A 23,469-nucleotide genomic window follows, 5' to 3' on the forward strand; every position below is an offset into this window, starting at 1 on the left:
GCTCAGCTCCAGGCGAGACTGTCCCAGCCCATCTTCTGTGCATGCTCCAGCAGCACCGGATCGGCGTTCACCACATGCGGATGGCCGACCAGCTTGAGCAGCGGCAGGTCGTTGCGCGAGTCGGAGTAGAAGTGCGCGTCGGCCAACTGGCTGTCGTCCCCCTCCAGCAAATCGAGCAGGCGCAGGACCTTGCCCTCGCGGTAGGTGAGCACGCCGACGGTGCGGCCGGTGTAGTGGCCGTTCAGCACTTCCAGGTCGATCGCCAGCACCTCGTCGATACCGATGCGCTCGGCGATCGGTTGCACCAGGTGCACGCCGGAGGCCGAGATCACCAGCGGGCGGTCGCCGGCCTCGCGGTGGCGGGCGAGGGTGGCGCAGGCGTCGCTGTGGATCAGCGGCTCGATCACGTCCTCGACGAAGGTTTCCACTTCACGCTCGATTTCCTCGACGCTGCGCCCGGCCATCGGCTCCAGGGCGAAGGCCATGTAGTCCTCCATGGGCAGCTTGCCCTGCGCGTACAGCGCCATGAGTTCGGCGTCGCGCTTGAGGAACGACTCCGCGTCGACCCAACCGAGATCGGCCATGCGCTGGCTCCACAGGCTCGCGCAGTCGCCGTCGATCAGGGTGTCGTCGAGGTCGAAAATCACCAGGGCCATCAGGCCACCTCCCGAATGCTTTCAAGGTCTATTTGCAGGCCGAGCGGGGTGCCGGCCGGGTACAGGCGCTCGGCGCTGCGGTTGAGGACGTCCACGGTCAGTTCGACGCCGGCGGCGTCCACCCGGTAACGGATCACGTTGCCCAGCAGGCTGTGGGAGAGTACCCGAACCGGGATGCCGTCGCCCGCGTCGGGGCTCAGGCGCAGGGACTCGGGGCGGATCGCCACCTGCTGGCGGAAGGGCCGGTCCAGCAGCTTCGTCGCCTGGGCGGCGTCAAGCAGGTTGTAGTTGCCGATGAAGCCAGCGGCGAAGGCATTTTCCGGCGCGGTGTAGAGGGTTTCGGCGTCGCCGCTCTGGACGATGCGCCCGGCGTTCATCAGCACGATGCGGTCGGACAGCGTCAGCGCTTCTTCCTGGTCGTGGGTGACGAACACCGTGGTCAGTTTCAGCTCCTGCTGGATGCGTCGGATCTGCTCGCGCAGGTGCTTGCGGATACGGGCGTCCAGTGCCGACAGCGGCTCGTCGAGCAGCAGCAGGCGCGGGCGGGTGACCAGCGAGCGGGCCAGGGCGACGCGCTGGCACTGGCCGCCGGAGAGCTGATGCGGGTAGCGCGCGGCCAGCGGGCCGAGTTCGACCATCTCCAGTACCTCGCGCACCCGCTGGGCGGATTCCGCCGCCGGCACTTTCTGCATGCGCAGGCCGAAGGCGACGTTCTGTTCCACGGTCATGTTGGGGAACAGCGCGTAGCTCTGGAACACCATGGCGATGCCGCGCTTCTGCGGGCTCTTGGGCACGATGTCCTCGCCGTCCAGCAGGATGCGCCCGCTGTCCACCGGAGTGAGGCCGGCGATGCAGCGCAGCAGGGTGGATTTGCCGCAGCCGCTGGGGCCGAGTAGGGTGACGAACTCGCCGCGCTCGGCGGCGAAGTCGATGTCCTGGAACACCGTGGTGCTGCTGTAGCTCTTGTTCAGTGTCTCGACGTTGAGGAAGCTCATGCCTTGTCCTTGTTAAGACGGTTCGCCGCCCAGGTGAGCAGCAGGACGAAGAGGAAATACGAGACCACCACCGCGCTGGTGTAGTGGCCGCTGCTGTTGCGCATGTTGTTGAGGAACACCTGCAGCGTTTCGTAGCGGGTGCCCACCAGCAGGTTGGCGAAGACGAACTCGCCGATGAGGAAGCTGAAGGACAGGAACAGCGCCACCATCAGGCCCTTGCGCAGGTTCGGCAGCACCACCAGCAGGGCGGCCTGCCAGGTGCTGGCGCCGAGCAGGTGGGCGGCGTCCATCAGGTCGTGCAGGTTGATCGCCTGCAGGTTGTTGCTGATCGCCCGGTACATGAAGGGCAGGGCGATGGTGAAGTAGCAGCCGATCAGCACCCAGGGCGTACCGATCAACGGCAGCGGGCCTGCGGCATAGAGTTGCAGCAGGCCGACCGACGACACCACCGGCGGTACCGCGAAGGGCAGCAGGATCAGCACGTTCATCAGTGCGTCCAGGCGCGGGAAGTAGTAGTGCACGACGAACATCAGCGGCAGCACCAGCACCACGCTGAGCACCAGCGAGCCGAAGCACACCAGCAGCGACTGGCCGAAGGCGGTGAGGAAGCGCGGGTCGCTCCACAGCGTGAAGTACCACTTCAGGGTCAGGCCGTCGGGCAGTACGCTGGCGCTCCAGGAGGTGGCCAGCGAGTAGAGCAGGGTGGCGGCCAGCGGCAGCAGCAGGATCAGGAACAGCGCATACACCACCACGCGGTGGTAGATGTGGTTAGCGTTTCGCGACATGGTAGCTCCGGCGCAGCAGCCACTGATGGGCGAGGGTGATCAGGGTCATCAGGCCGACCAGGAACATCGCCAGTGCGCTGGCCATGTTCGGATCGAGGAACACGTCGCCCGAGACCAGGCCGGCGATACGGATCGGCACCACGTTGAAGTTGCCGGTGGTCAGCGAATACACCGTGGCGTAGGCGCCCAGGGCGTTGGCCAGGAGGATGACGAAGGTGCCCAGCAGCGCCGGGGTCAGCACCGGGATGCCGATGTGCCGCCAGAACGCCCAGTGGCTGGCGCCCAGCAGTGCGGCGGATTCGCGCCAGTCCTCGCGCAGGGCGTCGAAGGCCGGGTAGAGCAGCATCACCCCCAGTGGAATCTGGAAGTAGGTGTAGAGGATGATCAGGCCGGTCTTCGAGTAGAGGTTGAAGTCCTCGATGATTCCCGACTGCTTGAGCAGCAGGGTGATGGCGCCGTTGAAGCCGAGGATGATGATGAAGGCGAAGGCCAGCGGCACCCCGGCGAAGTTGCTGGTCATGTTGGCGAAGGCCATCACGAAGTCGCGCAGCTTGCTGTCCACCTGGCGCAGCGAATAGCTGCCGAGCACGGCGATGAGCAGGCCGATCAGGCTCGACCAGATCGATATTTCCAGGCTGTAGCGGATCGCCTGGCGGTAGAAGGGCGAGCCGAGGATTTCGGTGAAGTTGCCCAGGCCCCAGGTATCGCTGGTGCGCAGGCTGTTCACCGCAACCCAGAGCAGCGGGGCTACCTGGAAGGCGATGAAGAACACCGCGAAGGGCAGCAGGCAGAGCAGGGCGATGAGTTTTCCGCGATTCGATCTCATGCCTTGAGCAGCTCCCGGCAGACGGGTTTGTCGTGGGCTGCACCAAGGATTTCGCACAGTGTGCCGCACAGCTCGACCTGGCGTGGGCGCGCCTGGTCATCGAGGCTGAAGGCGTCGCCGAAGACGAACAGCGGCACTTCGCGCTCCTCCGGCAGGATGCCGCCGTGGCTGCGGTCGTCGTTCATGCCGTGGTCGGCGGTGACCATCACCTGGTAGCCGGCGGCCAGCCACTGGTGCAGGTACTCGGAGAGGATGATGTCGACGTGTCGCGCGCTGTTGCGGTACTGCGGTGTGCCCAGGCCGTGCTTGTGCCCGGCGTCGTCGATGTTCATCGGGTGCACCAGCAGGCAGTTCGGCGTGTGGCGGCGGCGCAGCGACTCGGCGTCGGTGAACAGGTGCGAGTCGGGGTAGTGGTCGGTCCAGTAGAAGTGGCCGTACTGGATCGGCAGGGATTCGTCGTCGGTGTGGCGGTCGCGGGCCGGGTCGAAGGGGGTGCGGTTGTACAGCTCGCTCACCCAGTGGTACGCCGCTGCGGCAGTGGACAGGCCGGCGGCGCGGGCGTAGTGGAACAGGCTGCGCTGGTTCGACAGGCGCGATACGTCGTTGTGCAGGATGCCGCTGTCGATGGGCGGCACTCCGGTGAGGATGCATTCGTAGAGCGGTCGGGACAGCGAGGGCAGCTCGCATTCCAGCCGGTAGAGCTGGCCGCGGCCGGCGTTGCACAGGGCCTGCAGGTGGCCCATGCAGTCGTGGGCGACGCTGTAGTTGAGGCCGTCGAGAACGACCAGGATGACGTCGTGGCGCATGGGGCGGGGCCTTTGTCGGAACGCGAAACCGCCCCGGCGAACCGGGGCGGCCGGGCGTTACTGCATGTTGATGATGACGTTTTCCTGCCACATGCGCGGCAGACGCTTGGAGGTCTCTTCCCAGGCCTTGGCATCCTTGATCGGCTGGGCCTTGGCGTACTGCTCGTTGGGCAGCAGCTTGGCCTTCACCTCGGCGGGCAGGGTCAGGTGCTCGGCGCGGATGGGCCGTGCGTTGCCCTTGGCCAGGTTGATCTGCCCGGCATCGCTGAAGATGTACTCGCGGGCCAGCTTGGCGGCGTTCGGGTTCTTCGCGTACTTGTTGATGATGGTGGTGTAGCCGGAGATCACCGAGCCGTCGGAGGGGATCAGCACTTCGAAGCGCGACGGGTCGATCTGGTCGCGGTAGCTCAGGCCGTTGAAGTCCCAGACGATGCCGACTTCCACTTCACCCTTCTCCAGGGTGTTGATCACCGGGTTGGTCAGCGACAGGCGGCCCTGCTTGGCGATCTGCGCGAAGAATTCCAGGCCCGGCTTGATGTTCTTCTCGTCGCCGCCGTTGGCGATGCTCGCGGCGAGCACGCCGTTGACCGCCTGGGCGGCGGCGCTGACGTCACCGATGGTGACCTTGTACTTGCCCTTGAGCAGGTCGGCCCAGCTGTGTGGCACGTCCTTGACCAGTTGCTTGTTGACGATGAAGGCGATGGTGCCGGTGTAGGCCAGCGCCCAGTGGCCGTCCTTGTCCTTGGCCCAGTCCGGAACCTGGTCCCAGGTGCTCGGCTTGTAGGGCTGGCTGACGTCCATCTGCATGGCGATGGGGCCGAAGGCGGCGCCGACGTCGCCGATGTCGGCGCTGGCGTTTTCCTTCTCGGCCTTGAACTTGGCCAGCTCCTGGGCCGAGCTCATGTCGGTGTCCATGTGCTTGAGGCCGTACTTGCTTTCCAGGTCCTTCCAGGTGTCTTTCCAGTTCGCCCAGCTGTCGGGCATGCCCACGCTGTTGACCTGGCCTTCCTTGCGGGCGGCGGCTTCCAGCGATTGCAGGTTGGCGTCGGCCGCCATGGCGAGGCCACTGCCGATGGCAATGGCCGATCCCAGCAGTGAAGCAAGCAAGCGTTTCATTCGGTGCTCCTTCGATCGTGAGGGTAGGTCCGTGTCCGGCATCCGCCGACGCGGGGAAACGAGTGGTCTAGATCAGCAAGACCCAGGCCAATCTATGCGGCCCGGATGACAGTTTGATGTCCGGCCTGGTGCGGGTTCGGGCGGCGAGGCAATCCGGCGGGGCATCCGGGGAAAGCGTAGACCATCGCCAATGCCCCGGTTTCATTGGGCTACGCTGCTTTGTGAAGCTGGCACGGGCGCTGCTTGAAAGCTGTCTGTCACGGGACCGTCACGGGATTTTCCTAGGATGAAGTCTCCCCTGACGGACGGCGAAATGCCCCGTTTTGGGGCTGGACTAGGCCAAAAGAGGAGTTGGCATGCGCGACACGGCGCTACCCACGGTGACGGCGATCTGCCGGGCACTGATCGAACAGATCGACAGCGGGCTGCTCAGCGCCGGTGGCAAGCTGCCGGCCGAGCGCAAGTTGAGTGAGCTGTTCGATACCACGCGGATCACCTTGCGCGAGGCCCTGGGGCAGTTGGAGGCACAGGGGCTGATCTACCGCGAGGAACGCCGCGGCTGGTTCGTCTCGCCACCGCGCCTGCTCTACAACCCACTGGTGCGCAGCCACTACCACGCGATGGTGGAAGGTCAGGGCCGGGTGCCGGCCACCGAAGTCCTGTCGGCCCGGCAGATTCCCGCCAGCGCGGCGATCTGCGAGCTGCTGGAGCTGCCAGCGTTGTCCAGCGTGTTCCAGATCCGTCGCCTGCGGCGGGTGGACGGCCGGCTAGTGCTCTACGTCGAGCATTACCTCAACCCGGCGTACTTCCCGGGAATCCTCGACAGCGACCTGACCTGCTCGCTGACCGAGCTGTATGGCAGTCGCTATGACATCCGTTACGGCCGCGTGCGCTTCGACATGGTGCCCACGGCCCTGCACGGCGAGGCGGCCAACGTGCTGCGCGTTGCCGAAGGCAGTCCGGCGCTGCGCATCACCCGCATCAATCGCGACCAGCACGGACGGATCATCGATTGCGACCTGGAGTTCTGGCGGCACGATGCCATTCACGTGAGCGTGGAAGTGCCGGACTGACCGCCGGCATGAGGTGGAACCTGTAGGAGCGAGCTTGCTCGCGAACCACCCAACACCGGAGTCGCCAGCTGAATCTGTTGGCGGGCAAGCTCGCCGCTGCAAAAGAGGTTCAGCGATCCGGGTTCCACTCCGGATACGCCGGAATCCCGTCCTGCGCCAGCCATGGTCGGTCATGGGATACCCAGATATGCCGCGCCGGCCGCGAGCCCGGATCGTCGTCCAGGCTCGCCACGCGAACGATGACATGGGGTTGTCCGTCACGCTCGGCGATCAGTTGCGTCCCGCAGCGCGGGCAGAACTTGCGCAACTTGCCCGGAGAGGACTCGTAGGCGGCGACCTTGTCCTCGCCGCGCGTCCAGCGGAAGTGCTCGCGCATCACCCCGGCGGTGGTGGCGAAGGCCGCCGAATGCGCTTTCTGGCAGGTCTGGCAGTGGCAATGGCCGATTGGCATGTCCAGGCCATCGATCTGGTAGGCGATGTCGCCGCACAGGCAGCTTCCGTTGAAGGGCATGTTCGATCTCCTGAAAGAAAAACGCCCGGCGGGTGCCGGGCGTTCGGGGTCATGGCAGGTCGGCGCTGTCGTAGAAGGCGCTGAGTACCTTGGTCAGGTAGTGCAGGTCCTGGCTGCCGGCCAGCTCACGGATGGAGTGCATGGCGAAGGTCGGCAGGCCGATGTCCACGGTGCGCACGCCGATCTGGCTGGCGGTGATCGGGCCGATGGTGGAGCCGCAGCCCATGTCGCTGCGGGTCACGAAGCTCTGCACCGGCACTTCGTTTTCCAGGCACAGGTGGCGGAAGAAACCGGCGGTCTCGCTGTTGGTGGCGTAGCGCTGGTTGCTGTTGATCTTGATCACCGGGCCGCCGTTGAGCTTCGGGCCGTGGTTGGCGTCGTGCTTGTCGGCATAGTTGGGATGCACGCCGTGGGCGTTGTCGGCGGAAACCAGCAGCGAGCGCTGCACGGTGCGGGTGAAGACGTCGCTCTCGGGCAGCACACGGCGCAGCACCTGCTCGAGGAACGGGCCGTCGGCGCCGCAGGCGGAGCAGGAGCCGACTTCTTCGTGGTCGGTGCAGACCAGCACGCCGCTCTGTTCGTCGCTGCTGGCCAACAGGGCCTGCAGGCCGGCGTAGCAGGACAGCAGGTTGTCCAGGCGGGCGCCGGCGATGAAGGCCTGGTCGAGGCCGATCACGGCGGCGCGCTGGGTGTCGTAGAAGCTCAGCTCGTAGTCGAGGATGGCGTCGGCGGTAATGCCGTGCTCCAGCTGCAACTGCTCGCCGAGCAGGTCGCGGAAGTCGCGGCCTTCGCCGGCGGAGACCTGGGCGAGGATCGGCGGCAGTTCGGTCTGCGCGTTGATCGCCCAGCCCATGTTGGCCTCACGGTTGAGGTGGATGGCCAGGTTGGGGATCACGGCGATCGGTGCCTTGAAGTCGATCAGCTTGCTTTCCACCTTGCCGGCCAGGCGGAAGGTGACACGGCCGGCCAGCGACAGGTCGCGGTCGAACCAGGGGGCGAACAGCGCGCCGCCGTAGACCTCGACGCCCAACTGCCAGTAACCCTGGCGCACCAGCTCGGGGTTGGGTTTGACCCGCAGGCAGGGGCTGTCAGTGTGTGCGCCGACCATGCGCAGGCCGTGCTCCAGCAGCGGCGCGGTGCCGAGCTTGAAGGCGATCAGCGAGGAGTCGTTGCGGGTGACGTAATAACGACCACCGGCCTCGGTGCGCCAGGCCTCGCGCTCGTCCAGACGCTGGTAGCCGGCCTCGTCGAGGCGACGGGCGAGGGTCTGGGTGGCGTGGAAAGGCGTGGGGGAGGCCGCGAGGAAATCGATCAGGCCCTGGTTGAGTTCTGCGCGCATGGGTAACTCCGAACAGCGAATGGCCGGAAGTTTATCGCAAATGTGGGCGTGGGGAGGGCTCTTCGTAGGATCGAGGGAGCGCCCAGTCCTTGCTCACGAACCTGCCCGCACCGCGGCGCCAACCGGGGTCCGCGAGCAAGCTCGCTGCTACAAAAGCGGAGGGGGCTGGTGTAGGGCGTACAACTGTTCGCGGTTGTACGTCGGTTCACGGATGCATCAATGAGGGCCGTAGGAGCAACCGTCTTCTACCGGGTTAATCCCTGCCTGCGCTTCCCCCTCACCCCAGCCCTCTCCCTCAGGGATAGGGTCAGGGTGAGGGGCCCTTGATCTTGTAGGAGCGGACTCCGTCCGCGATGCTCTTGCTTTGCGTAGGGCGAATAACGCGCAGCGTTATCCGCCGAGATGGGTATCGCTTCGCTCCACGCCATCCTACGAAGAACACCCACAGTCACCGGCGTGCGCAGAGTCCCGTCAGGAGGCCGAGTGGAGGTGTTGCGCGAGAGGACTAGGCGTCCCCGCTAAGAGGGCCAGGGATGGCCCTTCTACGCCGACCCTCGGAGCGATACCGGAGCGAGGGAAACGAAGCGCAGCGAAGTAACAGCCGAAGGCTGGCCCGACGGGTGAGCGAAGCGAATAACCCCCGGCGAAGCCGGGGCCGGATGCCGGGACGAGACTTTTGCCTACTTTGCGTGGGGCGGCCATCCGTCGTTTGGCAAAGTAGGTCGCCCGAGGGGGCGAAACAAGAAACATCCGAGCACACCGAAGCGGCGCATGAACACCAAACACGACGACGGATGACGCATCAGGCGTTCCCGCAGAACAACTACTTCCCGCAATACTCCGAAGGCGCCATCCCCAACTCCCTCCGGAACATCTCGCTGAAGCTCCCCGGCTGATAGCCCAGGGCATGGGCTATCTGGCTCACTGGCAGACCCTCGTTGAGCTGGGCCACGGCGGTGGCCAACTGCACCTGCCGACGCCACTGGGCGAAGCCCATGCCCAGGCTGCGCTGGAACAGGCGGGCGAGGGTACGCACGCTGGCGCCGGCGTCGGCGGCGTGCTGCTCGAAGGGGATGTCCTGGGACGGTTCGGCCATCACCGCATGGCAGAGATTGAGCAGGCGACGGTCGGACTCGTCCGGTAGCGGCACGCGCAGCAGCAGGCTGCGGGCGCGCTGCAGCTCCAGCACGGCCAGTTGCGACAGCGCTTGGTAGTAGTCGGTGTCCGGTTCGCGCTCATGCTCCACCAGGTGCACGATCAGCTCGCGCAGCAGGCCGCCGACCTCGAACGCCTGCACCTGCTCGCCCAGCGAGTCGGCAGTGCCGGGGCGCAGGTAGATATTGCGCATCTGCAGCTCGCTGACCACCCGGATGCCGTGGGTCACCTGCGGTGGCAGCCAGACGGCGCGGTTGGGTGGCACCAGCAGTGCTTCCTGTGGGGTCTCTACCCACATTACCCCGGACATCGCGTAGAGCACCTGCCCCCAGTCGTGGGAGTGCGGCTCGATGTGCAGGCCGCGCGGGTAGCTGCGGGCCAGGGCGCGAAGGGACGCGTTGGTGGCGTCGAAGTCAGGGGGAGCGGCGCGGGCCATGGCGGGATTCGGCGGTGGAGATGCGCCGCATGGTAGCCGCTGGCCGCTCCCGCTGGCGAGCCGGGCCGTACGCGGTGGCACGCTGGCGCACCGCCTTGTAACGAATTCTTTACGATGCGGCAGCCCGCCGCAGGGGGCTTTGCCCGGCGTAAGGATTTCTTGCCGCGCAACCGGGGGCGGGCTGAGCGGTGCGGTGCCGGGGTGGCTTGTCCGCAGCGGCGCGGACGGTTGAGATGAAGGCATTCCAGACGCCTGGACGGCCCTGCGCCGTACAGCCGATAACGACAATGAGGAGGCCGGATGAACGCCGTGACCAAGATCGAACAACACAATCCCATCGGCACCGACGGCTTCGAGTTCGTCGAATTCACCGCCCCCGATGCCCAGGGCATCGAGCAACTGCGCCAGCTGTTCACCGGCATGGGCTTCACCGAGACCGCCAAGCACCGTTCCAAGGAAGTCTTCCTGTTCCAGCAGAACGACATCAACATCGTGCTCAACGGCAGCCCCACCGGCCACGTCCACGAGTTCGCCAAGAAGCATGGCCCTAGCGCCTGCGCCATGGCCTTCCGGGTGAAGAATGCAGCCCAGGCCGCCGCCTACGTCGAGTCCCAGGGCGCCAAGCTGGTTGGCAGCCACGCCAACTTCGGCGAGCTGAATATCCCCTGCGTCGAAGGTATCGGCGGTTCGCTGCTGTACCTCGTGGACCGCTATGGCAGCCACAGCATCTATGACGTCGACTTTGAGTTCATCGAAGGCCGCTCGGCCTCCGACAACGCCGTCGGCCTCCTGGCAATCGATCACCTGACCCACAACGTCAAGCGCGGCCAGATGGACGTCTGGTCCGGCTTCTACGAGCGCATCGCCAACTTCCGCGAGATCCGCTACTTCGACATCGAAGGAAAGCTCACCGGCCTGCTGTCGCGCGCGATGACCGCACCCTGCGGCAAGATCCGCATCCCGATCAACGAGTCGGCGGACGACAAGTCGCAGATCGAGGAATTCATCCGCGAATACCACGGCGAAGGCATCCAGCATATCGCCCTGTCCACCAACGACATCTACGAAACCGTGCGCAAGCTGCGCGCCAACGGCGTGGACTTCATGACCACTCCGGACACCTACTACGAGAAGGTCGACACCCGCGTTCCCGGTCACGGCGAGTCGCTGAAGGACCTGCGCGATCTGAACATCCTGATCGACGGCGCACCGGGCGATGACGGCATCCTGCTGCAGATCTTCACCAACACGGTGATCGGTCCGATCTTCTTCGAAATCATCCAGCGCAAGGGCAACCAGGGCTTCGGCGAGGGCAACTTCAAGGCCCTGTTCGAATCCATCGAGGAAGACCAGATTCGCCGTGGCGTGATCTCCGAGACCAAGTAACCGTCACTCGCGCCGGCCGCTTTTCGCGGTCGGCGCCGGAGAGCCGTCATGCTGACCCTCTATTCCTACTGGCGTTCCAGCGCCGCCTACCGGGTGCGTATCGCCCTCGGTCTCAAGGGCCTGGCCTACCGCCAGGTGCCGGTGCACCTGGTGAAGGACGGCGGCCAGCAGCACGCCGCCGACTACAGGGCGCTCAACCCACAGGAGCTGGTACCGCTGCTGGTGGACGGCGAGACGCGCATCGCCCAGTCCCTGGCCATCCTCGAATATCTTGAGGAAACCCACCCGCAACCGAGCCTGCTGCCGCGCGATGCGCTGCAACGCGCCCAGGTGCGCGCGCTGTCCCTGCACATCGCCTGCGACATCCACCCGCTGAACAACCTGCGCGTGCTGCAGTACCTCAGCGGTCCGCTGGGGGTGGCGGACGAGGCGAAGAGTGTCTGGATTCGCCATTGGGTCGAGACCGGCCTGCGCGCAGTGGAGGCCGGTTTGGACGTGCTGCCCGGCCCGTTGTCCCTCGGCGAGCGCCCCGGGTACTTCGAGGCCTGCCTGATTCCCCAGCTGTACAACGCCCGCCGCTTCGACTGCGATCTCTCCGGCTGCCCGCGACTGCTCGCCATCGCCGCGCGCTGCGAGACCCTCGAAGCCTTCCAGCAGGCCGCCCCGGAGGTGCAGCCGGACGCCCAGTAAGTTCCCTCGTTCCACCGCTCTTTAGCCTTGCCTTGCCCGCACCGCCCAGCCACGAGCCGGGCGGCCGATTCACGTCACAGATAAAAACAACAGGTGACGCATGACGCGTGAAACTCAACACGCAGGCCAGCTCCAGCGCGGCCTGAAGAATCGCCATATCCAGCTGATCGCCCTCGGCGGCGCCATCGGTACCGGGCTGTTCCTTGGCTCGGCCGGGGTGCTCAAGTCCGCCGGCCCATCGATGATCCTCGGCTACGCCATCGCCGGCTTCATCGCCTTCCTGATCATGCGCCAGCTCGGCGAGATGATCGTCGAGGAGCCCGTCGCCGGCTCTTTCAGCCACTTCGCGCACAAGTACTGGGGCGGGTTCGCCGGCTTCCTCTCGGGCTGGAACTGCTGGGTGCTGTACATCCTGGTGGGCATGTCGGAGCTCACCGCGGTGGGCAAGTACATCCACTACTGGTGGCCGGACGTGCCGACCTGGGCCACGGCCGCGTTGTTCTTCGTGGTGGTCAACGCCATCAACCTGTTCAACGTGAAGGCCTTCGGCGAGGCGGAGTTCTGGTTCGCCATCATCAAGGTCGCCGCCATCGTCGGCATGATCGTCCTGGGCTGCTACCTGTTGGCCAGCGGCTCGGGCGGCGAGCAGGCGGCGGTGAGCAACCTGTGGAGCCACGGCGGCTTCTTCCCCAATGGCATCAGCGGGCTGGTGATGGCCATGGCGATCATCATGTTCTCCTTCGGTGGCCTGGAGATGCTCGGCTTCACCGCCGCCGAGGCCGACCGGCCGAAGACGGTGATCCCCAAGGCGATCAACCAGGTGATCTACCGCATCCTGATCTTCTACATCGGCGCGCTCACCGTGCTGCTCTCGCTGACCCCCTGGGACAGCCTGCTGCAGACCCTCAATGCCTCCGGCGACGCCTACAGCGGCAGCCCCTTCGTGCAGATCTTCTCGATGATCGGCAGCAGCACCGCCGCCCACGTCCTCAACTTCGTGGTGCTGACCGCCGCGCTGTCGGTCTACAACAGCGGCACCTACTGCAACGGCCGCATGCTGGTGGGGCTGGCCGAGCAGGGCGATGCGCCGCGCGCGCTGGCCAAGGTGGATGAGCGCGGCGTGCCGGTGCGCTCGCTACTGGTATCGGCCGCGGTGACCTTCTTCGCCGTGCTGGTGAACTACCTGATCCCGGCCCGCGCCCTGGAGCTGCTGATGTCCCTGGTGGTCGCCGCGCTGGTGATCAACTGGGCGATGATCAGCCTGGCGCACCTGAAGTTCCGCGCACGCATGGATGCCGAGGGCAAGCGCACCGCCTTCCGCGCCGTGGCGTATCCGGCGGCCAACTGGCTGTGCCTGGGCTTCGTGGTGTTCATCCTCGGCGTCATGCTGCTCACCCCGGGCATCCAGGTGTCGGTCTACGCGATCCCGGTGTGGCTGCTGGTGATGTATGGCTGCTATCGCCTCAAGCGCCAGCCGGCGCTGCGTAGCGAGCAAAGCGCGGTGCTCGCCGACTGACGCGCTGACCCGATCCCCGGTTGGGCACGGACCGTGCGCGATTGACCGTGCGGTCCGACCTTTCCTAGAGTGACCGGGCCATTTTTCGTCAGAGGGATACTCATGAAAAAAGCACTTTGGCTGCTCGCGGCCGCCGTGCCGGTCCTGCTCGTTGCCTGCGGCGGCGAAGAGAAGAAGGCGCCCCAGGTCGACGCGCTGGTTCTGCCCGGCGACGCCAAGCTGGATTCGCGCAGCGTCTCGTACAAGTGCGAGGATGGCCGCAAGTTTGGCGTCCAGTACCTGAACAAGGGCGACAACAGCCTGGCTGTGCTGCCGGTGACCGACACCTCGACCCTGGTGTTCGCCAACGTCATCTCCGCCTCTGGCGCCAAGTACGCCGCCGGCCAGTACGTGTGGTGGACCAAGGGCCAGGACGCCACCCTGTACAAGGACTGGAAGGGCGGTGAGCCCGCCGATGGCGTGGCCTGCAAGGAGAACTAAGTTCTCTCCCACGACCCCAAGAAAAAGCCCGGCAGATGCCGGGCTTTTTCTTGGGCGGGTGCTACTCCTGGGCAGGAGGTGACTCCGTAGGGCGTACAACCGTTTGCGGTTGTACGCCGATACACCGGTCTCATCGCCAGCTTCGTATTCGAGCCTGGTCAATGAATCCCAGGTCGATCCCGAGCGGGCGGTAGCCAAGGTCAAGCGGCGTATAACACGGAGCGTTATACGCCCTACGCTCCAACTTAGAAGGTGAACTCCAGGTTCACTGTCGGCGTCGAGGTTCGGCTGCCACGGCCGCCGTCCACGCCGAACTTGTTGTGCCAGTACTCGTAGCCCACGCCGACCCAGAAGTTCGGCTGCCGCTTGGTGCCCGGCAGGGTGGCGAACATCAGCGAGGTGCGGATCAGGGTTTCCGGCGCGGTGTCGTTGTCGTTGTAGTCCTCGCCCTTTTCCCCGGTGTAGTTCATGAAGCCCTGGAACTTCGCCCCGTGATCGCCCAGCTGGAACGGCCGCAGCCAGGTCAGGTTGACCATGTAGGTGGCGTCGAAGGTGTGGTCCGGGTGTTTCACGTTGGGAATGCCCGAGTGGTTCTTCTCGCGGTAGTAGAACAGCGAGAGGTCCAGCACGCCGGGGCTGTTGAACTTGATGGTAGGGCCGAACACCAGGGCGCGCTTCTTCGCCGAGGCGCGGTTGTTGTTGCGGCTGGCGTCGAAGCCGAAGGTGAAGGCGTGATCCTTCACCAATCCCTTGCCCTGCGGCAGGTCGAACACCCGCGAGGCGAACAACTGGCTGCGGAACACCCCGTAGACCTCGCTGCTGCCCTCGTTGGTGCCCTTGCGCGGGTCGTTGTTGTCGGACTCCAGCACATCCAGGTGGAAGAAGTTGCTGCCGTAGCGGTAACCGTCCGCGTGGCTGAAGCTGTAGATGTTCTTGCTGATGTCGTTCGGGTTGTTCGGGTTGGTGAAGTCCTTGCCGTAGCGGTACCCGAGGGTGTTGCTGGTCCACTCGAAGATACGACCATCATCGGCCTGCGCCGCGCCCCAGGGGGAGACGATCAGCGCGGTGCCGAGGGCGAGCCAGCGGCCGTTGCTCAGGCGGCGGCTGGATCGCGATTGAAGGCGGGCGGCATCAGTGGCCGCCGGCGCCAACAGGGTTGGAAACATGCTGCACCTCATCTTGTTTTTGTTATGGGGCCCGCGTGCCGCAGTTCGCACTGCGACCGGTGACAGGAGAGGGTTCTAATGGCGAATTGACGACATTGCAAGAAAAACTTGTACACAACTTCGTATACAAAAGTTGATCCAGAAGTCAGGAATGGGCTTTGCGCGGCGGCCTGGATAGTCCGGGGACAGATGCACCCCGGCGCGATATGCTGCAGATATTTCCCGCCAGACCCTTCGCCATGCTGCAGATTTCCAACGCCGTGCAGATCCCCGACGCCGAGATCGAGCTGAACGCCATCCGCGCCCAGGGTGCTGGCGGTCAGAACGTCAACAAGGTGTCCAGCGCCGTGCACCTGCGCTTCGACGTCCGCGCCTCGTCGTTGCCGGAGTTCTACAAGGAGCGCCTGCTCGCCCTGAGCGACCAGCGCATCACCAGCGAGGGTGTGGTGGTGATCAAGGCCCAGCAATACCGCACCCAGGAACAGAACCGCGAGGACGCGCTGAACCGCCTGGCGGAGCTGATCCGCAGCGTCGCCAAGGTGGAGAAGAAGCGCCGCCCGACCAAGCCGACGCTGGGCTCGAAGACGCGCCGCCTGGAGGGCAAGAGCAAGCGCGGAGCGATCAAGGCGGGGCGGGGGAAGGTCGATTACTGAGGGGCGGAAAGGGCTTAAGGGCACTTGCTTTTCGTAGGAGCGAGCTTGCTCGCGCACCAGCACCCGCAGCGGAGTCGGTTCGCGAGCAAGCTCACGCCTACAGGAACCCCCAGTGCCCGAATGCCATCAGTGCACCAGCATCCCTGTGAACACATACGCCTGCGCCAGCGTGATCAACCCGATGAACGCCGCGAAGATCAGGCTGTGCTTGACCGTGAAGCGGAACAGGTCCGATTCGCGCCCGACCATCCCGGTGGCCGCGCAGGCCACGGCGATGGACTGCGGCGAGATCATCTTGCCGGTCACCCCGCCCGTGGTATTGGCCGCCACCAGCAGCGTGTCGCTGACCCCGAGTTGGTGCGCGGTGGTGGCCTGCAGCGAGCCGAACAGCGCGTTGGACGAGGTATCCGAACCGGTCAGGAACACCCCCAGCCAGCCCAGGAACGGCGAGAAGAACGGGAAGGCCGCGCCGGTCCCGGCCAGCACCAGCGCCAGGGTGGTGGACATGCCCGAGTAGTTGGTGACGAAGGCGAAGGCCAGCACCATACCGATGGTCAGCACCGGCCACTTCAGTTCCAGCAGCGTGTCGCGGAAGGTGGCTGCACCGCTCTTCACGCCGATGCGCAGGATGGCCATGGAGATCAGCGCTGCGAGGAAGATCGCCGTGCCGCTGGCTGAAACCAGGTCGAACTTGTAGATCGCCGGCATCGGCGTCGGGTTGGCGACGATGGGGGCGGCCTTGAGCACCAACTGGTCGAGGTACGGCACCTTGATCACCGCCACCCAGCTCTCCAGCGCGCCGCCGGGCAGGAACAGCGCCTTGAACGGCTTCATGGTCCAGATGGTCACCAGCACCGTGAGGATCAGGAACGGCGACCAGGCCTTGAAGATTTGCCCGAAGCTGTACTGGGATTCGCGCTGGCCTCCACCTCCGCCGCCCACTCCGCCAAGCGTCGCGCTGCCGTCGGCGTTGATACTCGAGAACTCCGTCTCGCGCAGGTTCGCCGGTTGCCACACGCGCAGGAACAGCGTCAGGCAGACCATGCTCAGCAGTGCGGAGGTGATGTCCGGCAGCTCCGGACCGATGAAATTGGACGTGAGGAACTGGCTGATCGCAAAGGAGCCGCCGGCCACCAGCAGCGCCGGCCAGGTTTCACGGATGCCGCGCCAGCCGTCCATCATCGCCACCAGCCAGAAGGGCACGATCACCGACAGGATCGGCAACTGCCGTCCGGCCATGGCGCCGATCTTGAAGGCGTCCACGCCCGAAACCTGCCCGGCGACGATGATCGGGATGCCCAACGCGCCAAAGGCCACCGGCGCGGTGTTGGCGATCAGACACAGGCCGGCTGCATACAGCGGGTTGAAGCCCAGCCCCACCAGCAGCGCCGCGGTGATCGCCACCGGCGCGCCGAAGCCCGCCGCGCCCTCGAGGAAGGCGCCGAAGGAGAAGCCGATCAGCACCACCTGCAGGCGCTGGTCGACGGTGATCGATAGCACCGAGCTGCGGATGATCTCGAACTGTCCGCTCTTCACCGTGAGCTTGTAGAGGAACACCGCCGCCACGATGATCCAGGCGATCGGCCATAGCCCGTAGAAGAAGCCGTAGACCGCCGAGGCCAGCGCCTTGTCCGCCGGCATGTGGTAGACGAACACGGCGATCAGCAACGACAGCGCCAGGGTGATGGCCCCGGCGACATGGCCCTTGAGGCGGAACACCGCCAGGGCGAGGAAGAAGAAAATGATCGGCACGAGGGCCGCCAGGGCCGACAGCCCGAGGCTGCCAAGCGGGGTATAGAGCTGCTGCCAGGTTTGCATGGGGAGGGTCCCTTGTTGTTGTAGGAGGCAAAGCGTCAGCGGTGGATGAGCGATAGCGGTGGTGAATGGTTAGGTGGCGCATGGACGCGAGAGCCTGGCGCCAGCCATTGAAAAAGCCCCGGAACGCGGCGCGTAGCGGGGCTTTCGAGAGCGAGTTCCGGCAAGGACTGGGGCGTGTCGCCGCCGGCTCGCTTGTGGCCGGCGGCGACCATCACCCGGTCTGTGGCCACCTCTCGGCAGCGTTGTGTGAGCGCTTTCAAAGCGCCGTCGCTCCGACGCTGGCGACCTGTGCGTCTTCGCCGGACTTCACCCCGGAAACACCCACCGCGCCAATCACCTGTCCATCCACCACCACCGGTACGCCGCCTTCGAGCGAGGTGAGCAGCGGTGCGCTGACGAAAGCCACGCGTCCGCCGTTGACCATGTCCTCGTAGTCCCTGGTTTCGCGTCGGCCCAGCGCCGCGCTGCGGGCCTTCTCGATGGCGATGTAGGCACTGGCCGGGGCGCAACCGTCGAGGCGCTCCAGCGCCAGCGGATGGCCGCCGTCGTCGACCACCGCGATGGAGACCGTCCAGTGGTTGCGCTGCGCCTCGGCGCGCGCCGCGGCAAGGATGCGGCCAACTTCCTGCTGGGTCAGAACGGCTTTGTTGAGCATGTTTCCACCTCGCCTTGGTTGTGGGGTTGCGGTGCGTCGGCCAGGGCTTCTTCCACCAGTTCGATCCAGTGCCGTACCTGCGTGCGGCCGGCGCCGCCCAGGTGCGTCTGGCAGCCGATGTTGGCCGTGACGATGACCTCCGGGCCGCCGCTCTCCAGCGCCTGCAGGCGGTTGTCGCGCAGGCGTCTGGACAGCTCCGGCTGGGTCAGCGAATAGGTGCCGGCGGAGCCGCAGCACAGGTGGCTGTCCGGCACGCCGGTGAGACTGAAGCCCAGGCGGGTGAGCACGCTCTCCACTGCGCCGCCGAGCTTCAGCGCGTGCTGCAGGGTGCAGGGGCAATGGAAGGCCAGGCGGCGGTCGCCGTGCACGTTCAGCTCCTCCAGCGGCTCGGCGCGCAGTACTTCGGACAGGTCGCGGGACAGTTCGCTGACCCGCCGGGCCTTGGCCGCGTACTGCGCATCGCGCTCCAGCAGATGGCCGTAATCGCGGACGAAGGCGCCGCAACCGCTGGCAGTCTGCACGATGGCCTCGGCGCCGGCTTCGATGGACGGCCACCAGGCGTCGATGTTCCTGCGTGCGCGCGCCAGACCTTGCTCCTGGGCATTCAGGTGATAGTCCACGGCGCCGCAGCAGCCGGCGTCCGCCGCCGGGATCACGCTGATACCCAGGCGATCCAGCACCCGCGCCGCGGCGGCATTGGTGTTGGGGGAGAGTGCCGGCTGCACGCAGCCTTCGAGCATCAGCATGCGCCGTGCATGGCGCGGTTTCGGACGCTCCAGCGGCGGGTGCGGGTGGCGCGGCAGCTTGCTTTGCAGGCTCTCCGGCAACAGCGGGTAGAAGGTTCGCCCGACCTTCGCCAGGGCGCCGAACAGCGCGGCATTCGGCACCACGGCGCGCAGGCTCCGACGCAGCACGCGCTCGCCGAAGGTGCGTGGCACCTGCTCCTCGACCACCGCGCGGCCGATGTCCAGCAGGTTGTGGTAATCCACGCCGGAAGGGCAGGTGGTTTCGCAGTTGCGACAGCTCAGGCAGCGGTCCAGGTGCTCGCGGGTGCTGGCGCCGGGCTCATGGCCTTCGAGCACCTGCTTGATCAGATAAATGCGCCCGCGCGGGCCATCCAGTTCGTCGCCCAGCAACTGGTAGGTCGGGCAGGTGGCGGTGCAGAAGCCGCAGTGTACGCAGGAGCGCAGGATGCTCTCGGCTTCCTCGGCGCGGGGCAGGAGTCTGGCCTGTTCGCTCAGATTGGTTTGCATCAGACCTCCGCGTACATTCGGCCAGGGTTGAAGATGCCCTGCGGGTCCAACTGCTGCTTGAGGCTCTGGTGGTAGCGCAGCAGGGCGGCGGGCAGCGGGTGGAAGCTGTCGTCGCCCGGTGCGCAGCGGATGGCGTGGCCGCCGACTTCGGCGACGCTGTGGCGGATCCGTTCGGCGTCCGCGTCGGACTTCAGCCAGCGCTGCGCTCCGCCCCAGTCGATCAATTGTTCGCCCGGCAGGGAAAACGATGGCGTGGCGTTGGGCAAGGATAGCCGCCAGAGAGTGCCGGGACCGGCGAAGAAGTCCAGGCGCTGTTCGCGCAGGTCCTGCCAGTAGCCGCTGTCGATCTCCTCGCCGCCGAGCCGCAGGCGGGCAGAGCACACCGAGCCCTCGCCGCCTTCCAGGCGCAGATGCAGCGCTTCGCCGTCATGGCAGGCGGCGGTGATCGGGATGGGCTGAGCGCCCCACTCCGCGAGCTCTCCCAGCGCCTGATGAATATCCATCTCCAGACGCAGGCTGGCGCACATCCGGGGCTTGGGCAGCACTTTCATCGACACCTCGGTGATCACGCCCAGACAGCCGAAACTGCCGGCGAGCAAACGGGACAGGTCATAGCCGGCGACGTTCTTCATCACCTCGCCGCCGAAGCGCAGCAGCTTGCCGTGACCGGTGATCACACGCGTGCCGAGCACGTAGTCGCGCACCGAGCCCGACCAGGGCCGGCGCGGGCCGGAGAGCCCGGCGGCGACCATGCCGCCGAAGGTGGCACCGTTGAAGTGCGGCGGTTCGCAGGGCAGCAGTTGCCCGGCTTCATCCAGCGCCGCTTCGATCTCCGCCAGCGGCGTGCCGGCACGGGCGGTGAGCACCAGTTCGGTGGGGTCGTAGCTGACGATGCCGCTATGGATGCGTGTGTCGAGTTCCACACCGTTCACCGGGCGGCCGAGGAAGGTCTTGCTGTCGTTGCCGCGAATGCGCAGCGGTGTGCGTGTCCTGATCGCCTGGTTCACCTGGGCGAGCAGGTCGGTGCTGGCATCGGGCATCAGAAGCGCTCCAGGTCGGGGAAGGGCAGCTGGCCGTGGTGCACGTGCATGGCACCGAATTCCGCGCAGCGGTGCAGGGTCGGGATGTTCTTGCCGGGGTTGAGCAGGCGATCGGGGTCGAACGCCGCCTTCACCGCATGGAACAGGGTCAGCTCGTCGCTGTTGAACTGCGCGCACATCTGGTTGATCTTCTCGCGCCCTACACCATGCTCGCCGGTGATGCTGCCGCCCACCGCCACGCAGAGTTCGAGGATTTTTCCGCCGATGGCCTCGGCGCGCTCCAGCTCGCCGGGCAGGTTGGCGTCGAAGAGGATCAGCGGATGCATGTTGCCGTCCCCGGCATGGAACACGTTGGCCACGCGCAGGCCGAACTCTTCCGACAGCTCGGCGATGCCGCGCAGCACGCGTGGCAGCTCGCGACGCGGGATGGTGCCGTCCATGCAGTAGTAGTCCGGGGAGATGCGCCCCACCGCCGGGAAGGCATTCTTGCGCCCGGCCCAGAAGCGCACGCGCTCGGCCTCGTCGCAGGCCAGGCGCACGTCGGTGGCGCCGGCCGCGCGCAGCACGCCGTCGACGCGCTCGCAGTCGTCCTGCACGTCGGCTTCCACGCCGTCCAGCTCGCACAGCAGGATGGCCGCCGCGTCCACCGGGTAGCCGGCGTGGATGAAGTCCTCGGCGGCGCGGATCGACAGGTTGTCCATCATCTCCAGCCCGCCGGGGATGATGCCGGCGGCGATGATGTTGGCCACCGCGCGGCCGGCCTTTTCCACCGAGTCGAAACTGGCCAGCAGTACCCGCGCCACCTGCGGGCGGGGCAGTAGTTTGACGGTGACTTCGGTGACGATGCCGAGCATGCCTTCGGAGCCGGTGAACAGTGCCAGCAGGTCGAAGCCGGGGCTGTCGAGGGCGTCGCTGCCCAGGGACAGGTGCTCGCCTTCGACGGTGAGGATGTCCACCTTCAGCAGGTTGTGCACGGTCAGGCCGTACTTCAGGCAATGCACGCCGCCGGCGTTCTCCGCGACGTTGCCGCCGATGGAGCAGGCAATCTGCGAGGACGGGTCGGGCGCGTAGTACAGGCCGTGCGGCGCGGCGGCCTGGGAGATCGCCAGGTTGCGCACGCCCGGCTGCACGCGGGCGAAGCGGCCCTGCGGGTTCACTTCGAGGATGCGATTGAAGCGCGCCATCACCAGCAGGATACCCTTCTCCAGTGGCAGCGCGCCGCCTGAAAGCCCTGTGCCCGCGCCGCGCGCCACCACCGGCACCTTGCGCGCGTGGCAGAGCCTGAGCAGCGCCTGCACCTGTTCGATGCGCTCGGGCAGCGCTACCAGCATCGGCAGCGTGCGGTAGGCGGAGAGGCCGTCGCATTCGTAGGGTTTGAGGTCTTCGGGTTGGTGCAGCAGTTCCAGGTCCGGCACGGCGGTGCGCAGCTCGGCCAGCAGGGCGGACTTGTCGACGGCAGGCAGCGCGCCATCGACGCGCTCGTCATAGAGGATGTTCATCGGCTCACGGTGCTCTGGTCTTGTCATTGTTCGCGCCCGGCGAGCGGCGCGTGGAGCCACGGCACCGTGAAAGTGCGACCGACGCTCAGGCCGCGTCCATCGCCTTCTGCACTGGTCCTACCAGATCTTGCACGAGCGTCCATTGGAAAGCCGCGGTACTGAGAGCTAGGGTTCTGGGCAGCGAGGCAGGTGAATACCTGCTGGTCCGACCAGTTTGTAACGACAAGGTACGTACCGATGACGACTCATGCACAGGGTAAGCAGCGCGTCGCCGACCAGGTGGCGGAGAAGATCGAGCGGCTGATCGTCGACGGCGTGCTCAAGGTCGGCCAGGCATTGCCCTCGGAACGGCGTCTGGTGGAGAAGCTCGGCTGCTCGCGCTCGGCGCTGCGTGAAGGGCTACGCGCACTGCGTGGACGCGGCATCGTCGATACGGAGCAGGGGCGCGGTTCGTTCGTCGCCGACCTCACCGGCGTCGACGACATGTCGCCGCTGATGCACCTGTTCCGCTCGCAGCCGCGCACCCTCTACGACCTGCTCGAAGTGCGCGCGCTATTGGAAGGGGAGTCCGCGCGCCTGGCTGCGCTGCGCGCCACCGAGGCCGACCTGATACTGATCGGCCGACGCTTCGAGGAAATGCACGCCGCCTACGACGAACCGCAGCCGCTGGACCCGCGCGAACATGCGCGGCGCGATCATGCCTTCCATCAGGCGATCAGCGAGGCCTCGCACAACCCGGTGCTGGTGCACACCTTGCAGTCGCTCAACGAGCTGATGCTCAGCACCGTATTCGCCTCGGTGAACAACCTCTACAACCGGCCGCCGCAGAAGCGCCAGATCGACCGTCAGCATGCGCGGCTGTACCGCGCCATCAGCGAGCGCCAGCCCGAACAGGCCCAACGCGCCGCCCGCGAACATATCCACAGCGTAAGGGACAACCTGCAGGAGATTGAGCAAGAGGAACAGCGCCTGGTGCGCGCGACCTTGCGGCTGGAAGGCTGGAAATAACTGGAGAGTGTGAGACGCAACCGCAGGGTGCGGAGTCTTTTTGTAGGAGCGAGCTTGCTCGCGAACCGCTTCGCGCCGGAGTAGCCTGGTAATGCCGTTCGCGAGCAAGCTCGCTCCTACAGGTTCCGCGTCAGCGGCGCGCCTTGCGTTCGCGCATCTCCGCGATCATCCGTTCGGCATTCGCCGCGCAACCCAAGCCTTCGGGCTTGTTCTCGATACCGTCGATCACCGCCAGCAGTCGCTCACGGTTCTCCCGCAGTTGCCGCTCCATTGCCTCGATCTCGGCGACCTTGCGACGCAGACCAGCGACCAGTTCGCCGTGGCCGTTCTCGATGGGGGTGGAGTGGGGCAGCAGGTTGCGGATTTCCTCCAGGCTGAAACCGGTCTGCTGGGCGCTGCGGATGATCTCCAGCAGGTCCAGCGTTTCCGCCGGGTATTCGCGGTAGCCGTTGGCCAGGCGGCGTGCCGGGGCGATCAGCCCGCTGGCTTCGTAGAAGCGGATGCGCGAAGGGGCGAGCCCGCTGAGACTGGCCAGTTCACCGATTTTCATGGAGGGCTCCGGAAGGGCTTGACATTAAAGTGAACTTTAAACTTAACCTCGCCGGCA

At 66.0% G+C, this 23,469-nt stretch carries 23 protein-coding genes; 7 read left to right on the plus strand and 16 right to left on the minus strand.

What is annotated here, in order from left to right:
* Positions 1-2: 2 nt before the first annotated feature.
* The 6 genes from O6P39_RS07905 to O6P39_RS07930 are packed head-to-tail and all read right to left on the minus strand — an operon-like array spanning position 3 to position 5,184.
* Complete coding sequence (locus O6P39_RS07905; RefSeq protein ID WP_275610819.1) at positions 3-656, minus strand: HAD family hydrolase; 654 nt, start codon at positions 654-656, stop codon at positions 3-5.
* A complete protein-coding gene (locus O6P39_RS07910; protein ID WP_275610820.1) occupies positions 656-1,651 on the minus strand; it encodes an ABC transporter ATP-binding protein in 996 nt (331 codons plus the stop codon). Before O6P39_RS07910 ends, O6P39_RS07905 begins: the two co-directional genes overlap by 1 nt.
* A complete protein-coding gene (locus O6P39_RS07915) occupies positions 1,648-2,436 on the minus strand; it encodes an ABC transporter permease (RefSeq protein WP_275610821.1) in 789 nt (262 codons plus the stop codon). The genes O6P39_RS07910 and O6P39_RS07915 overlap by 4 nt, the downstream gene beginning before the upstream one ends.
* Positions 2,420-3,262, minus strand: coding sequence for an ABC transporter permease subunit (locus O6P39_RS07920; RefSeq protein WP_275610822.1), 843 nt, complete (start codon positions 3,260-3,262; stop codon positions 2,420-2,422). Before O6P39_RS07920 ends, O6P39_RS07915 begins: the two co-directional genes overlap by 17 nt.
* Entirely contained in the window at positions 3,259-4,068 is an 810-nt protein-coding gene (locus O6P39_RS07925; RefSeq protein ID WP_275610823.1) for an alkaline phosphatase family protein, read from the minus strand. Before O6P39_RS07925 ends, O6P39_RS07920 begins: the two co-directional genes overlap by 4 nt.
* 57 nt (positions 4,069-4,125) lie before the next feature.
* Entirely contained in the window at positions 4,126-5,184 is a 1,059-nt protein-coding gene (locus tag O6P39_RS07930; RefSeq protein WP_275610824.1) for an ABC transporter substrate-binding protein, read from the minus strand.
* A gap of 356 nt (positions 5,185-5,540) precedes the next feature.
* On the opposite strand from O6P39_RS07930, the gene O6P39_RS07935 reads away from it, so the two are divergent.
* A complete protein-coding gene (locus O6P39_RS07935) occupies positions 5,541-6,257 on the plus strand; it encodes a UTRA domain-containing protein (protein ID WP_275610825.1) in 717 nt (238 codons plus the stop codon).
* Positions 6,258-6,366: 109 nt separating this feature from the next.
* On the opposite strand, the gene O6P39_RS07940 is transcribed toward O6P39_RS07935, so the two are convergent.
* From O6P39_RS07940 to O6P39_RS07950, 3 genes are all read right to left on the minus strand, one after another.
* Positions 6,367-6,768 carry a GFA family protein gene (locus O6P39_RS07940; protein ID WP_275610826.1) on the minus strand — a complete coding sequence of 134 codons (402 nt, stop codon included), beginning with the start codon at positions 6,766-6,768 and terminating at the stop codon, positions 6,367-6,369.
* 49 nt (positions 6,769-6,817) lie between these two features.
* Positions 6,818-8,107, minus strand: a complete 1,290-nt coding sequence (locus tag O6P39_RS07945; protein ID WP_275610827.1) for a M18 family aminopeptidase — start codon at positions 8,105-8,107, stop codon at positions 6,818-6,820.
* A gap of 823 nt (positions 8,108-8,930) precedes the next feature.
* A complete protein-coding gene (locus O6P39_RS07950; protein WP_275610828.1) occupies positions 8,931-9,698 on the minus strand; it encodes a helix-turn-helix transcriptional regulator in 768 nt (255 codons plus the stop codon).
* A gap of 300 nt (positions 9,699-9,998) precedes the next feature.
* Here O6P39_RS07950 and hppD point away from each other — a divergent pair, with 300 nt between their 5' ends.
* The 4 genes from hppD (at position 9,999) to O6P39_RS07970 (ending at position 13,770) form a co-directional block, all read left to right on the plus strand.
* A complete protein-coding gene (gene hppD, locus O6P39_RS07955; protein ID WP_275610829.1) occupies positions 9,999-11,084 on the plus strand; it encodes a 4-hydroxyphenylpyruvate dioxygenase in 1,086 nt (361 codons plus the stop codon).
* Between the two features lie 48 nt (positions 11,085-11,132).
* Positions 11,133-11,774: a maleylacetoacetate isomerase gene (gene maiA, locus O6P39_RS07960; RefSeq protein ID WP_275610830.1), complete on the plus strand. Its 642-nt coding sequence runs from the start codon at positions 11,133-11,135 to the stop codon at positions 11,772-11,774.
* Positions 11,775-11,874: 100 nt separating this feature from the next.
* Positions 11,875-13,290 (plus strand): amino acid permease, encoded by a 1,416-nt coding sequence (locus O6P39_RS07965; RefSeq protein WP_275610831.1) that lies wholly within the window; start codon positions 11,875-11,877, stop codon positions 13,288-13,290.
* 102 nt (positions 13,291-13,392) lie between these two features.
* Positions 13,393-13,770 (plus strand): MliC family protein, encoded by a 378-nt coding sequence (locus tag O6P39_RS07970; RefSeq protein WP_275610832.1) that lies wholly within the window; start codon positions 13,393-13,395, stop codon positions 13,768-13,770.
* 245 nt (positions 13,771-14,015) lie between these two features.
* Here the strand turns inward: O6P39_RS07970 and O6P39_RS07975 are convergent, their stop codons facing one another.
* Entirely contained in the window at positions 14,016-14,936 is a 921-nt protein-coding gene (locus tag O6P39_RS07975; RefSeq protein WP_275610833.1) for a nucleoside-binding protein, read from the minus strand.
* Between the two features lie 239 nt (positions 14,937-15,175).
* Here O6P39_RS07975 and arfB point away from each other — a divergent pair, with 239 nt between their 5' ends.
* Positions 15,176-15,589, plus strand: a complete 414-nt coding sequence (gene arfB, locus O6P39_RS07980) for an alternative ribosome rescue aminoacyl-tRNA hydrolase ArfB (protein WP_275610834.1) — start codon at positions 15,176-15,178, stop codon at positions 15,587-15,589.
* A gap of 126 nt (positions 15,590-15,715) precedes the next feature.
* Here arfB and O6P39_RS07985 read toward each other — a convergent pair whose 3' ends face one another.
* From O6P39_RS07985 to glcD, 5 genes are all read right to left on the minus strand, one after another.
* A complete protein-coding gene (locus tag O6P39_RS07985) occupies positions 15,716-17,407 on the minus strand; it encodes a lactate permease LctP family transporter (RefSeq protein WP_275610835.1) in 1,692 nt (563 codons plus the stop codon).
* A gap of 256 nt (positions 17,408-17,663) precedes the next feature.
* On the minus strand, positions 17,664-18,062 hold the full coding sequence (locus O6P39_RS07990; RefSeq protein WP_275610836.1) for a heme-binding protein: 399 nt from the start codon (positions 18,060-18,062) through the stop codon (positions 17,664-17,666).
* On the minus strand, positions 18,041-19,315 hold the full coding sequence (gene glcF, locus O6P39_RS07995) for a glycolate oxidase subunit GlcF (protein WP_275610837.1): 1,275 nt from the start codon (positions 19,313-19,315) through the stop codon (positions 18,041-18,043). The genes O6P39_RS07990 and glcF overlap by 22 nt, the downstream gene beginning before the upstream one ends.
* Positions 19,315-20,355, minus strand: coding sequence for a glycolate oxidase subunit GlcE (gene glcE / locus O6P39_RS08000; protein WP_275610838.1), 1,041 nt, complete (start codon positions 20,353-20,355; stop codon positions 19,315-19,317). Before glcE ends, glcF begins: the two co-directional genes overlap by 1 nt.
* A complete protein-coding gene (gene glcD, locus O6P39_RS08005) occupies positions 20,355-21,854 on the minus strand; it encodes a glycolate oxidase subunit GlcD (RefSeq protein WP_275611912.1) in 1,500 nt (499 codons plus the stop codon). Before glcD ends, glcE begins: the two co-directional genes overlap by 1 nt.
* Positions 21,855-22,091: 237 nt before the next feature.
* Here glcD and glcC point away from each other — a divergent pair, with 237 nt between their 5' ends.
* Positions 22,092-22,862 carry a transcriptional regulator GlcC gene (gene glcC, locus O6P39_RS08010; protein WP_275610839.1) on the plus strand — a complete coding sequence of 257 codons (771 nt, stop codon included), beginning with the start codon at positions 22,092-22,094 and terminating at the stop codon, positions 22,860-22,862.
* 130 nt (positions 22,863-22,992) lie between these two features.
* Here glcC and O6P39_RS08015 read toward each other — a convergent pair whose 3' ends face one another.
* Positions 22,993-23,412 carry a MerR family transcriptional regulator gene (locus O6P39_RS08015; RefSeq protein ID WP_275610840.1) on the minus strand — a complete coding sequence of 140 codons (420 nt, stop codon included), beginning with the start codon at positions 23,410-23,412 and terminating at the stop codon, positions 22,993-22,995.
* Positions 23,413-23,469 lie beyond the last annotated feature (57 nt).

The organism is Pseudomonas sp. PSE14, from assembly GCF_029203285.1.
Lineage (GTDB): Bacteria > Pseudomonadota > Gammaproteobacteria > Pseudomonadales > Pseudomonadaceae > Pseudomonas.

Bases quoted from the DNA above. Each gene is read 5' to 3' on its own strand.
- O6P39_RS07905 (WP_275610819.1), bottom strand. From the start codon at position 656: ATGGCCCTGGTGATTTTCGACCTCGACGACACCCTGATCGACGGCGAC.
- O6P39_RS07910 (WP_275610820.1), bottom strand. From the start codon at position 1,651: ATGAGCTTCCTCAACGTCGAGACACTGAACAAGAGCTACAGCAGCACC.
- O6P39_RS07915 (WP_275610821.1), bottom strand. From the start codon at position 2,436: ATGTCGCGAAACGCTAACCACATCTACCACCGCGTGGTGGTGTATGCG.
- O6P39_RS07920 (WP_275610822.1), bottom strand. From the start codon at position 3,262: ATGAGATCGAATCGCGGAAAACTCATCGCCCTGCTCTGCCTGCTGCCC.
- O6P39_RS07925 (WP_275610823.1), bottom strand. From the start codon at position 4,068: ATGCGCCACGACGTCATCCTGGTCGTTCTCGACGGCCTCAACTACAGC.
- O6P39_RS07930 (WP_275610824.1), bottom strand. From the start codon at position 5,184: ATGAAACGCTTGCTTGCTTCACTGCTGGGATCGGCCATTGCCATCGGC.
- O6P39_RS07935 (WP_275610825.1), top strand. From the start codon at position 5,541: ATGCGCGACACGGCGCTACCCACGGTGACGGCGATCTGCCGGGCACTG.
- O6P39_RS07940 (WP_275610826.1), bottom strand. From the start codon at position 6,768: ATGCCCTTCAACGGAAGCTGCCTGTGCGGCGACATCGCCTACCAGATC.
- O6P39_RS07945 (WP_275610827.1), bottom strand. From the start codon at position 8,107: ATGCGCGCAGAACTCAACCAGGGCCTGATCGATTTCCTCGCGGCCTCC.
- O6P39_RS07950 (WP_275610828.1), bottom strand. From the start codon at position 9,698: ATGGCCCGCGCCGCTCCCCCTGACTTCGACGCCACCAACGCGTCCCTT.
- hppD (WP_275610829.1), top strand. From the start codon at position 9,999: ATGAACGCCGTGACCAAGATCGAACAACACAATCCCATCGGCACCGAC.
- maiA (WP_275610830.1), top strand. From the start codon at position 11,133: ATGCTGACCCTCTATTCCTACTGGCGTTCCAGCGCCGCCTACCGGGTG.
- O6P39_RS07965 (WP_275610831.1), top strand. From the start codon at position 11,875: ATGACGCGTGAAACTCAACACGCAGGCCAGCTCCAGCGCGGCCTGAAG.
- O6P39_RS07970 (WP_275610832.1), top strand. From the start codon at position 13,393: ATGAAAAAAGCACTTTGGCTGCTCGCGGCCGCCGTGCCGGTCCTGCTC.
- O6P39_RS07975 (WP_275610833.1), bottom strand. From the start codon at position 14,936: ATGTTTCCAACCCTGTTGGCGCCGGCGGCCACTGATGCCGCCCGCCTT.
- arfB (WP_275610834.1), top strand. From the start codon at position 15,176: ATGCTGCAGATTTCCAACGCCGTGCAGATCCCCGACGCCGAGATCGAG.
- O6P39_RS07985 (WP_275610835.1), bottom strand. From the start codon at position 17,407: ATGCAAACCTGGCAGCAGCTCTATACCCCGCTTGGCAGCCTCGGGCTG.
- O6P39_RS07990 (WP_275610836.1), bottom strand. From the start codon at position 18,062: ATGCTCAACAAAGCCGTTCTGACCCAGCAGGAAGTTGGCCGCATCCTT.
- glcF (WP_275610837.1), bottom strand. From the start codon at position 19,315: ATGCAAACCAATCTGAGCGAACAGGCCAGACTCCTGCCCCGCGCCGAG.
- glcE (WP_275610838.1), bottom strand. From the start codon at position 20,355: ATGCCCGATGCCAGCACCGACCTGCTCGCCCAGGTGAACCAGGCGATC.
- glcD (WP_275611912.1), bottom strand. From the start codon at position 21,854: ATGAACATCCTCTATGACGAGCGCGTCGATGGCGCGCTGCCTGCCGTC.
- glcC (WP_275610839.1), top strand. From the start codon at position 22,092: ATGACGACTCATGCACAGGGTAAGCAGCGCGTCGCCGACCAGGTGGCG.
- O6P39_RS08015 (WP_275610840.1), bottom strand. From the start codon at position 23,412: ATGAAAATCGGTGAACTGGCCAGTCTCAGCGGGCTCGCCCCTTCGCGC.